The sequence below is a fragment of the Psychrobacter proteolyticus genome, from assembly GCF_038155145.1.
GTDB lineage: Bacteria > Pseudomonadota > Gammaproteobacteria > Pseudomonadales > Moraxellaceae > Psychrobacter > Psychrobacter proteolyticus_B.
Map to the genome: position 1 here is coordinate 214775 of NZ_JBAKAY010000004.1, position 12197 is coordinate 226971.

Consider the following 12197-nt stretch of genomic DNA (forward strand, 5'->3'; position numbering starts at 1 on the left):
ACTATGACCTTTGTCGTTACAGATAACTGCATTCTTTGCAAATACACCGACTGTGTAGAAGTCTGTCCTGTGGACTGCTTTTATGAAGGACCAAACTTCCTAGTCATCGATCCTGATGAGTGCATCGACTGCGCGCTATGCGAGCCTGAATGTCCCGCCAATGCTATCTTCTCAGAAGATGAAGTACCCAAAGACCAAGAAATGTTCACTCAGCTAAATGAAGAGCTGGCACAAAAATGGCCAAACATCACTGAGATGAAAGGGCAAATGCCAGAAGCTGAAAAGTGGGACGGCGTAGAAGGTAAGATTCAGTATTTAGAGAGATAATCATTTTCTTAAAGTATCTATATATTAAACCAATAAAAAACCACCTAATGGCGATATGCGGTTAGGTGGTTTTTTATTGGTTCATTTTCGTTTTCTACTAAGGACGCAAATCAACTACTTCTACAATACGCTTTTCATTTTTATTAAGCAGTACTACCGCATCTAAATCATAACCTTTTAGCGGCAACCAACTATCTGCTTCTGCATAGTTAGCGACTATATCTTCAACTTCGCTCGCTTTATTATTCTGCTTGAGTTGAGCCAGCGGTTTTGCTTGCTCGCTTAAAATTGACCACTGCTTATCTATCGGCTCATATAGATTTGGCTGCATACTTGGAGCGACACCTGTCTCGAGCTCTACGAATAACCTATCATTCTTTTGTTCAATACTTTCTATAGGTTTAACTGCTACAAATTTTGGCTGTCCCCACCCTAATGTATTGTAAGGTGCAGATGCTTGCTCTAGGCTTTCTACAGGAATATTATTGGCTTGTACTACTTCAAAACGAATGGTGTCAAAAGCGATATATACGGGCCTACTAATAGCGATATTATATATCCCATATATAAATGCCATAAGCTGTAAGACAACAATAATAACCAAATCAAACTTTAACGATTTTTTGTCTTTTTTGGCAGTAATGAAAGTTAATAGAGGTCCCAAAACAACATCAATACCTAACATCATGATGAAGATATGAGTAACGCCCACTACCTTAGCTAATGGTGCAGGATTCCATACCATAAATACAACATATAAGCTTATAAGGGCAATTAAGACAGAGGCACCCAAGTGATAAGCAAATGCTTTAAGCCGAAATCTAAGTGAGGAATTTAACATATTTATACTGATTTATAAGCGTTTATAAGGGGTGCTTTCATTTACTGATGTAAAATTAAAAGCTTACATTATAGGTAACGATTAACGGCTAATCTTGACAGCCTAATGGTAATTTATTTGCATCTACTGTACCACTACAAACCCATTTCATAGCTTGTTGATTGTTAGCAGTATTTATTTCAGGCGTCATTACTAATGTTTTACCTGCTATGTTTCCCGCATCAAAATTGACAGTAACAACACCAGTATCTGCCGTAACACTTACCCCGTTTGTCGCGACATACTTTCCATCAAGTGTATCAGCCTGTTGACCAATATCACCTGTGACAGCAACATCAGCTGTATTAGGAAAACGTTTATGTTCCCACAAATATAGACCAACCTTACTACGCAGACTATCTGACACCATAAACCCTTCGACTACCTGTGCACGCCCCACTTGAGTCAAATAATTAGGTATCGCAATAGCAGCTAAGATCCCAACGATAGCAATGACAATCATTAGCTCAACTAGAGTAAAACCTGTTACGAGTTTCATAGTAGCCCCTTTATTGAAAAAAGTACTTGAAAAAAAGCCCTAGCAATTGCTAGGGCTTTTTTTACGTTCAGAGTACTAGCAAATTATACTAATTACTGACATGCTGTAGGAAGGTACTTAGCGTCTAAGCCACCACACGTCCAACCAGAAACTTGTGTTGCCGCAGCATTAACGTCAGGTGTTAAAGTCATAGTATCGCCACTATGTACACCATTTTGAAAGGCAATATCTATAACACCAGTACCATCAGCTAAACTTACATTCCCTGCACCAAAGTACTTACCTTCCAATTCCTGAGCTGATGTTTGAGCTCTTGAACCTGCAGCAGGAAAAGCACCATCTTCAGAATATACTACGCCAATTTCTGAACGAAGACCAGCTGTCGCTGATAAACCTTCAGATGCCTGCGCACGTCCTGTATAATCTTGATATGCAGGGATAGCGATCGCCGCTAGAATACCGATAATAGCGATAACGATCATTAATTCGATTAAGGTAAAACCTTTTTGGGTAGTAGCGTTCATAGTACGTCCTTTAAAGTAAGGTGATAACAAGTCGGTTGATATACTGTTCAATATCACTAACTGCTATCCATTATAGATATGGGGTTGTTATTATGAGTAGTTACTTAATCTACTCATCTAACCTTCGTACTATTATTGTTGCAGGTAGCGTGCCAACTTTTTGGTTGATGCTTAGGTTTCTTTATATAAACTTCAATACTTGTATCAGTAATACATATATTACTGAAGCTTATTAGCCTAAATCTATCTTTTAAAAGCATAATTAATAAGTACACAAACTACTGTTAGTAGAGAAACTAGGTAAAGTACACTTACTTTGCAAAGATAGAAGATACCATCCATACCTTAATTCTGCATAGCTAACCTTTTAACAATCATTGTCAATTTTTTATTGTTGCTATTTACTTGCTGAAATTTGTCAGTTTAAGAATATTTAGACAAATTAAGTAAATAGACGTGACATTTTTTGTCATATAATAGAGCGATACTTCGTTGGATTTAGTAAAAAGAGCCATTCTAGAAAAATCTGATTTAGAAGATCCCTTCAAAGTATTTCAAACATATTTTGTTTATATAAGACGAATGCCCTAATCATTCCAGTCATCGCCAGTACTACAAGTAGTCGAACGACATTTAGTACCTTGATAGTCTAGGCTTAATGTGTCATCGCTAGCCATTTGTCCTCCTGCTACTGGAGTAGCAACGATAGTCCAATTAGAGGTAAGCGGATCAGGGGCAAACGTCACTTGATACAAAGCTGTACCTTGAGCCGGGTAGCTACCGCCCAAACCTGTGATTAAGTCATTGCTATAGCTACCTTGTGCCAGTTTATTACTTTGGATTTGAGTAGCGATATTTTGCATTTCACTCATCATATCAGTACGTTTGGTCTTGATCACATACTGTTGATAGCTTGGATAAGCAATAGTAGCCAATAAACCGATGATAGCAACAACGATCATCAGCTCGATCAAAGTAAATCCTCGCTGCCGGATTGATAAGTTTTCAGATATTTTATTGACGACAGACATTACCAGCTCTCCTCTCCTGTCCCACAATCAGTATCAGCGATGCTAATGTTATTGTTTATGCTTTGACAGCGTAGACCAGCACTGGTTAACAAGATCTCATTAGCATTGGCCGTAATGCCTGTAGGATTGGGTATTGCTAGCATCTTCCACGTACGTCCCGTACGGCTATCAACATTAGCACTAGCAGCAGGGACTAGAGAGCTAGCTGTATTATTACCATCTACAAGGGTTATCAAATATCGATAGTTAGCTGCATCACTATCATTTGGCACATAGATAGTGGTGTTGTCCGTTTCATCATAGCTGTAGCTAACCGTATTCGTCGAGCTATCGATGACTTGTGGCTGAAAACCTTGATAACTCAATGCTTTAGAACGCCAACGCTCAAGCTCTACTTGTAGCTGTAGCATTTTTGCTTGTGCCTCACGCTCCGCATTCATCACCGCATATTGTCGATAGCTAGGTATTGCAATGGCTGCTAGAATACTAATAATCATTACAACAATCATTAGCTCTATGAGCGTAAAACCACGTGCGCTGTTATGCATTGTCATACTTACTATCTTATCTTGATACGATTTGGTCATATACCGCGCCCTATTAACAGTACCATGAGAGTCATCATTCATTACTACCTTTTATCATTAATAATGAATGGTGTTAGTAGTGAATAGCATCTTGAGATGGTTATCTCTACCTATACTTTCATTCAGTTTTTCTGTGCTGCTTACTGCGTTCGCCTATACCATGCTCGTGGCTGTAACGTGTAACGCTCGTTGAATAAGAATTCGGCAGCGCTACCATCACCACCTGTAACCGTAGGACGGACAGTCTCGCCTGGATATAAATCTTTGATATTGCTAGTGTCCTTATTCCCATCGTTACCATAGCTCTCACGATTGGCTGCTTGTATACGTTCAGTTAGTGTTGTCGTACCGATGAGCACCTTAACATTTGTGTTGTCTTCATTGTAAGCACCAAGGGTCAATTCTTGAATACCTTGGCCAGCAGGAATGTAGCCACCTGTACCAGATATCGAGGTGTCATCCATACAGATACCATAAGGTAAGCAATAGAGCTGACGCTCTGAACCGCCTGTTATCTGTGCGGCACAACTAGCAACTGAGTCATCGTATTGCTTATCAGGATTATATATTGTGGTATATAGCAAATTATTAATAACCGCACTATCTCCTACCGCTTTATTATATCTAACATTATTGTAGCCATCGAATCGAGTCAATGGATAATACCAGCCTTGGCTAGCACCTCTAATCATACCTTGTTTAGCAGTCATTTTTATCGCTGCTGTGGGCTCAGAACCAAGAGTAGTAGCCAATGCAGTCAAGTTACCTTCTGTTAGACCTTGAATTGTAGGCGTAAATGTATTGTTTAATATGTCTGTACTTGTAACGTCCGTATCAATAATACCATAGACACGGTTAGCGAAATTATTATCATTACGCAAGGTAGATAAAGGAGCACTCCGGTTACCTGAAATAACATTTACCAATGCAAAGAGCTGACCGTTATTAGCAATACTCTCCCCAATGATGCCTTCATTACGATAGAAACTTACAACTGGACGTTCATAGAAACGGTAGGCATATTTTTTGTTTGTAGCACTAGTAGGTGCAGTATTAAGTACTTGTGTCACACGTTTATTAGAGAAGTTATTTACTACAGCGAAACCATTAGCAGCAGGACGAGCATTTTCAAAGTCGGCGCGAAATACTTGACCACCTAAGTCTGCAGCGTATAGGTGATCCATCAACCCGTCGTTATCTCTATCCAATATCGTAATACCGCCAACAATACTATTAATCATACTATTAGTTTTACGGTTTTTTGTACTGCCAGCTTCACCACTGGTTGACCATATCAACTCACCTGTCGCGGCATTGATAATATAGATAGCATTGCCTTGTGCTGGTGCACTTGTTGTCGGCACATAACCATCTTCTTCATAACTCATATCATAGCCGCCACCGAATACCAGTACATCAATAGGATCAGCATCTCTAGTGAGACGAATTTTCGCAGATGTAGGCTTGCTCCAGATTTGGCCTAAACGACTGAATCCTACTGTAGTAGATTTGCTAGGTGTGCTAGAACGTAAACCTTGTTTAGTGACTGTAAATAGTATTTCAGGCGCAGATAGTTCGGTAATATCCATGCCATAGAAAGCTTCTCCACCCATACGTAATCCACCATAAGCAAACATACCTTTACCTGCAGAGGTGTCTACCGTTACTCTTGGATTGTTGGAGTCTAAATCATAACTATAGTCTGTCGTTACCAACCATGGTGCATCAACACCAAAATAAGGTTGACCTATTTTGTCTATAACTGAACCATCCACTAGCGCTTCTGGCTGTACTTCCAACATATACTTGGGGATGATAGCGACAGATTCTTCGCCATTATCTGCATCGACGACATGCAGAGCACCATCCATAGAGCCAAATAACACATAGTCATCTCGGGGGTCAGTAATACGCCCGTTGGCATCTAAAGCTGAGCTATATGAGATTGCCACAGGCTTAGAGTGAACAACCCCACCTAGGACTTTCGTCTCTGTGGTTGGTATAGACAGCGTTAAGTTTTCGACATTCGTTGTACTTGTTGGCTGACCATCATTGGTTAATACATTGTTAAAGCCTAAAAAGCTTAGTAACCGGCGCTTATTCAGTTGAGTATAAGTGGTCGTGTCTTTTAGTTGATCAAACCCTTGTGGTTTACCACTTCCATTGACACTCAGCCTACGCAATACTGGAGTCGTGTCACTAGCAGAAGTATAATCTTCGACATACAATGTACGTAAGCTGCCTAATCCTGCATTTGGCGCTTCTAATTGCGCATAGACACCACCAGCTGTAATATTATTATTAGCATTACTACCATCTACTGCGAAATTAGATGTTTGCCATACATCTTGAGTGTCTTCATCAAGATTACCTGCGACATCTTTATACAGCAATCTATCACTGTTACCAAACAGTGTACCTTGATCTAAATTATATTTTTTAAGGTTGCCACGCCAGGTACTCGCTCCTGATGCGATATCAGGGTCGAGCATTGGAAGATAAGCAAATGGTAGTTGATTTGCAGCGCGATAAGGATCTTCAGGAATTGTAATTGTACCAGATGGGGCAGTATTTATTGTATTAACAAGACCAGTCGCGAAATCAACAATACTCGCTGCAATATCTGCAGACTCTTCTGTATAATAAAAACCACCATCACCAAAAGTCTTAGTCTCATTATCACCTTTGCGTTCACCTAATTTACACAAATTACGAGTGTTTTGGTCTACTTTATTACTACCACTCGTAGGACCGCTATCACAGTCAGTCACCTCCTTTGATTCATCATTAACTGTGATGGTGCGTGTGCCAGTGAGTCCGGCAAAAGCACTACCAAAACCGACAGTCGCTGTCTTAATAGGTAAGTTAAGCGGATTATTAGCGGTGTTCCGCAATAAAGCCGCATACTCTGCCATACAGCCCCAAGCACCATTGCTACTACCACCAGTCAAACCATTACAGCTGTTTACAGATAGTGATGATGAACCTAATAATGAGGTATTCATGATTGTTTTGGCTCTAGTATCACTACTCGCATTAGGTTCACCATCCGTCAATAGATAAATACCATTACCACTACACTCTTTAGAGTTGAGTGGGGAAAGGTATTTATTATCATATTCACTTTTAGAAGATGCTACTGAGTTAATGAAGCCACTATCTAAGTTATCACGTAAATAATAAACATCGTTAAGGAACAGATCATAGCTTTGACTGAATGAAGTTGAATAGTACCAACCACCCCAACTTGTACAAGCATAGACATTGCTTCTTAAACTGCTATCAAAAAATACAGAGGTACTATTTGAATTACATTGGCGATGTATAGTATATCCATTGTAAGTACCTTTTTGACCAGTGACTTTAACACCCTTTTGAGTACTAGTTCCCATCATGTATGCACCCGACTCTGCTAGTGCATGAGCAGTCGGGGTGTTACCTGTTGCGGTTAAACCTGTTGTCGCTTCGATTAATGTTTCGCGTTGAAGGGCCGTCAACGCTTTAGTAGGCGCCAAAACTACAGCTGACCTGCCATCTCCACTATAACTATAGTTGCCTAAACCGACTTCATAGTCATCTGATAATGATCCTGTATCTTTCAAGCTACCATTTATCGTGTAAACTTCATCAGCTAATAATTCAATAAGTGCTATCTGTAAACGCGTTAATCTAGAGTAACGTATTGTATTTCCAGTACCGACTTTACAACCAACAGGGGTGAAGCTTACTTCCTTTTGAATGCTCGTAAGATCTTTAACTGTATTTCCATTTTCATCTCTAAGCAACCCGTCAGTAGCCGATCCATCGGCCTGACGCTTATAAATAACTGCTCGGATTCGTTCTGAGTTTTGAGAGGTATAACTAGATCTACATGAACCATAGTCGTTACTGATACTACCACTACCCATACTACCCGAGGTATCTAGCATCATAAAGATAGTTGCAGTACCTGGTGTAGCTGCCTTATAGATCTCCAAATCTCCGACTGGCTTTCTACTAATGGTATCTGCCTGTGCTACAGTACCACTAAATCCTAGCAGTACAGCTATCGCTAACGCCTTGACACGCCATGGCTTTCGGTTAGATATCTTATTACTCAGGTGTGTCATGATTTATTCCTTATGATAATTGGGGCGATGCGCTAACCATATTTTTAAGCAATGAAACTCTATACTGTCACAAGCTTAGAAAAAATATCTAAATTTTTAGCTTGATGGTAACGTACAAAGTAAACCACCACCTGTTCCAAATTCGACACACTTGGTACGCTGTGATTGGTTTTCTACATTGGCTTGTTCATAGATAACAGCATTGGGAACACCAGCAGCTGCCATACAGCCGCCAATGGTATCCTCACTGTCTGTAACCGTGTCTAACTGACTAGTTTGTTCAAAACAGTTTTTGCTACCTATCCCTGTTTCTGCATAAGCTGGCAATACAGCCGTATTATTAATATCAAACATATACGCTTGACTGGAAATTGAGCCGCTGTCTTGCCCGATAGTATAGCTACTGAACGCTTCAGTATCAGCACTCGGCGGTGTCAATGATATATTAACTTGAGTCATGCTAGCGTTACGACTACTCACATAATCTTCTGGCTCAGCCGGATCGCAATAACCATTGTTATTACCAAAGATGGTTCCACCCGAAGCCAAAATTGAGGTTCTGTTGATGTCAAAAAATCGATCTCTTGGTCGAAAACAGAATACATACTCATGCTCAGAGCTATTGGTATCCAAGATAAAGTATCCAAAAGGTCCAGTCCTTGATAACATATCATCATAGATATCTTCATCACTACTACCATTGACACTCTGCTCAATATTTTGATGCGCATCATCAGCTGACTGTAACAGTAAAGTATTAATCTGATCACTGGTTGCAAGTCGCAAATCAGTCGTACTTTGCTTAACAGCAATGACACCTACCAATATAATCAGAATCAAAAATAACAATACCACAATGAGCACAGCACCTTGTTGTGATGATGGAGATACTTCAGGATATTGATACTGCTGAAAGTTTGACATATTGCCTCTTCTAATGGTGACACACTATTATATTAAAGACCGGTCACTGACATAACTCGCGCGTTACGTAACAAGATGGTTGATTCATAGCTACGGCGATAGAATTTTTCACGCGTCGCATCAGCTGTTAAGCTTTGCTCTTTACCTAGTACAGTAAAATTGATTTTATCTTCTGTACTTATTAGTGGCGTACTACTGCGAATTACAAACCCAAGTTTCACGGTTGTAATTGAGGGTTTTTCGGTTAACTGGACATATATACTTGCTGGTAAATAAGTTAAGTTATCTATATCCGTCTGCACGCCTAGTAGCGCTTGAAACTGATCAACACCTGGTGTAATGATAGTACCATTGCCACCAAAATTTTCTGTAACTACACCAGCATCTGTCACCCGTCCAGCATCACAAGCTAATACTAAATCATCCGCTGCTGAATCTGCACGGATAAAATATCGTTCAACGATCCAATCATCCGTACCCGAAGCTACTTCTGTCCCTTCACAATCGAATAAAGAGCTCTCAGTAATATTTTTATATTGAATAGTCAATTGATCACTGTCAACATTCTCCATATTTGACAAACCAACCCAACCTACTGATCCAGCGCTATTCGTAAAATTTGCACTATCCGTAGCGTTATTCGCACCTAAATTTGTCGTCGAGAGCACAATACCGCCATGACTGGTTTCATCGGTAATATTAGTAATGGGATTACCTAGGTTAGCGATACGAATGTGATCTTCCACACCTTGTAAAGCAAAAATAGCACTGTCTTGTACTTCTGAAGCACTTTGCTGTACTGTCAGAGTGCGTGTATTAATCAAATATACTTGCATCACTGCAGCCGATATAAGTAAACCTAAGACCAAAGATATCATTAGCTCAATAAGCGTAAAACCCTGAGATTTACTAAACATACTTATCTTCAGTCCGTTCTTATTACGAATATCATTATAGTTACAGCTCATTAGTAAGCCTCCGATATCAAACATTGGCTACCAGTTTTATAGACCCCACTACTATTTGCACATGCTTTAGCATCACTATCATCTAATAACGCTTTAGTGTCATTCCACGCAGTAATCACACACATTTGTTGCTGAATTGCCTGCGCTGAAGTTCCAGGACACATAGTGACAGCAATATCTATATCCTCATCTGCTGCCATTTTTTTAATCATCAACGCATCCCTTGCAGCAAGCTGATTAATACTACAAGGCTGTTTTGGTACGTTGTCTCCACCTGCTGTAGTTACCATTTCTGTCGATAGGCAGTTATTACCACTGGCTAAAATACTAATCACCTCACCATCAACAGTGACCGTTCCAGTTGCTGAACTACCAACAATAGCCTGAACTGTTGGCTCTGCATTAGAGTCTGTAGGGGAAGCATCGCTAAAAGTAGTCCCGCTTACTGTAACGTACGCCTCAGGATAGGCACGCATAACTTCGGCCAAGTTACGAATGACTGTTAAAGACTTAGTCCTAACTAGACTCTCATCTGTGGCTGTGATTGCCCGCATTTGTAGTGCACTGAAACCTAGTACGGCAATAGATAATAATAAAACGGCAACTAAGACCTCTACTAGACCCACACCACGCTGATAACTTAAGAAATTCATGGACAAGATCCTCCTAGTTGACTGCTAATATTGGCAACCGCAGTAATGATGACCTGTCTGGGTAATGCAGAATCATTGCTATCACAAATAGTATAGACCATCGCATCCGCCGTTTTACTTGGCTTAAACTCAATCTGACTCGCAGTGGATGTGATGGTACTATTAGCATCATATTGATAAGTAGCAATCGTATCACTGTCATTTTCTATTTCAATTGTGCCAGCATCATCTCCATCGTTATCATAAGAAAATATTATATCTTGACGACGAATTATACTCTCAACCTTAGCCTCTTTCAGCGCGTTAGCAACCGTTGCAGCTGTCGACTTAACCCGCTGGTCTGCAAGCTGAGTACTAATATTAGGCGCCGCAATACCTGCAATAATGGCGAGTACAGCAATGGTTACCATTAGTTCAATCAAGGTAAAACCTGAACTAGTATTTTTTAGCTTAGGTGATAATTCGTTCAAAGATGCGTTCACATCATATTCCTATTTAAAACTACAATTAACTATCTTTCGTCTATATCTCACTAAAACTTATTGTAAGTATCTTATATTTTTAGCTTACTACTATTTTTATACTTATTACCCTAATAACATGCAATTTTCGTTCCACGACATATAACTAATAATGTTTAGAAAAGTCGACATTTATTAATTTATATATGTAACTTATCCATAAATATGTAAAATCATTATCGTCGTATATAGCTATAGAAAACAAATTAATATACATAGTTATAATAATATAGCGTTAAGGAAATATATTAGCAATAATTAGATATTACTGGCAAAGATATCTTGGGTTTAGGATTTGCTGCCATGTGCTAATACGTAAGCAGAAACTTGATAACTACTGTTGCTGCTATCCGTTGCTGATTTTACTGCTGCAGGTGGAATGAACGCTCGCGCTAATGCTTGTAAGCTTGCACCTGTAGTAGATACGTCATCAAATAATAGTAAGCGTTTTGTAGGGGGCTTTTCGATTAGAGCAAAGGCGTTATCTAAGTTGCTAAGACGTTCGGCACGAGACAGTCCCTGCTGACTAACTGTATCATCAATACGCTTAACGCCCTGCCATACAGGAATTTGCCAGTGTTTAGACAATTGCGCAGATAGAATACTGACAGGATCGAACCCACGTTTGACCAATCGTTGACTTGTCGTTGGTATAGCAACAATCACGCTGTTATTACGATGACAACCGTGTGGACGCGGTAATTGACGTATGGCATGTAATAATAACGGTAATTTCGTCATATCCTCTTGATGCTTAAATGCTCGGATAGATTGACGTATTGGATACTCGTAGTAAGTAGAGGCTTGGATAGATAGAGATATACTAGGAGCGATATCCACTTCAAAAGGTCTTGGTAACCAAGTGATATCGTTGTGACAGTGAGCACAAAGTAAACCACTGCTCAAATAGCTGTTTGCTAGATGAATGATATCAGTAAGAAAAGAGTGTTTCTTTAAGGCTGTCCGTGTAGGCGGCATATCCGTTATATTATGTAGGCTAGATTGCGCTTGATAATGCAGTAGTTGAGATTGTGGCGTACTACGACAAATACGGCATAGTTGGCAGCGCATATCCATATACTCTGCCAACCACAGTCCAGTTTGATAAGGCGCTAAGCGGCGCATAAACTATAATTTGTCATAATTTATAATAAATTTCACCTATATTAGAGCC

The 12197-nt window shown here is 39.7% G+C and carries 12 protein-coding genes; 1 reads left to right on the forward strand and 11 read right to left on the reverse strand.

The genetic code is table 11. The features are described 5' to 3' along the window. Positions 1–3: 3 nt before the first annotated feature. Entirely contained in the window at positions 4–327 is a 324-nt protein-coding gene (gene fdxA / locus V6252_RS06805; protein ID WP_101205516.1) for a ferredoxin FdxA, read from the forward strand. Positions 328–424: 97 nt separating this feature from the next. Here fdxA and tfpZ read toward each other — a convergent pair whose 3' ends face one another. From tfpZ to V6252_RS06860, 11 genes are all read right to left on the reverse strand, one after another. Next, complete coding sequence (tfpZ, locus tag V6252_RS06810) at positions 425–1168, reverse strand: TfpX/TfpZ family type IV pilin accessory protein (RefSeq protein WP_341609838.1); 744 nt, start codon at positions 1166–1168, stop codon at positions 425–427. 88 nt (positions 1169–1256) lie between these two features. Beyond that, positions 1257–1706, reverse strand: coding sequence for a pilin (locus V6252_RS06815; RefSeq protein WP_341609839.1), 450 nt, complete (start codon positions 1704–1706; stop codon positions 1257–1259). Between the two features lie 92 nt (positions 1707–1798). Beyond that, a complete protein-coding gene (locus V6252_RS06820; RefSeq protein WP_341609840.1) occupies positions 1799–2230 on the reverse strand; it encodes a pilin in 432 nt (143 codons plus the stop codon). Positions 2231–2817: 587 nt separating this feature from the next. Continuing rightward, positions 2818–3261, reverse strand: coding sequence for a type IV pilin protein (locus tag V6252_RS06825; RefSeq protein ID WP_341609841.1), 444 nt, complete (start codon positions 3259–3261; stop codon positions 2818–2820). After that, a complete protein-coding gene (locus tag V6252_RS06830) occupies positions 3261–3815 on the reverse strand; it encodes a type IV pilin protein (RefSeq protein ID WP_341609842.1) in 555 nt (184 codons plus the stop codon). Before V6252_RS06830 ends, V6252_RS06825 begins: the two co-directional genes overlap by 1 nt. Before the next feature lie 173 nt (positions 3816–3988). Next, entirely contained in the window at positions 3989–7957 is a 3969-nt protein-coding gene (locus tag V6252_RS06835) for a pilus assembly protein PilY (RefSeq protein WP_341609843.1), read from the reverse strand. Positions 7958–8053: 96 nt separating this feature from the next. After that, positions 8054–8881, reverse strand: a complete 828-nt coding sequence (locus V6252_RS06840; protein ID WP_341609844.1) for a PilX N-terminal domain-containing pilus assembly protein — start codon at positions 8879–8881, stop codon at positions 8054–8056. Positions 8882–8913: 32 nt separating this feature from the next. Then, positions 8914–9798: a PilW family protein gene (locus tag V6252_RS06845; RefSeq protein WP_341609845.1), complete on the reverse strand. Its 885-nt coding sequence runs from the start codon at positions 9796–9798 to the stop codon at positions 8914–8916. A 50-nt stretch (positions 9799–9848) separates the two neighbouring features. Then, positions 9849–10502, reverse strand: coding sequence for a type IV pilus modification protein PilV (gene pilV, locus V6252_RS06850; protein WP_341609846.1), 654 nt, complete (start codon positions 10500–10502; stop codon positions 9849–9851). Beyond that, positions 10499–10984: a pilus assembly FimT family protein gene (locus V6252_RS06855; RefSeq protein WP_341609847.1), complete on the reverse strand. Its 486-nt coding sequence runs from the start codon at positions 10982–10984 to the stop codon at positions 10499–10501. The genes pilV and V6252_RS06855 overlap by 4 nt, the downstream gene beginning before the upstream one ends. A gap of 327 nt (positions 10985–11311) precedes the next feature. After that, on the reverse strand, positions 11312–12148 hold the full coding sequence (locus tag V6252_RS06860; RefSeq protein WP_341609848.1) for a ComF family protein: 837 nt from the start codon (positions 12146–12148) through the stop codon (positions 11312–11314). Between the last annotated feature and the right edge of the window lie 49 nt (positions 12149–12197).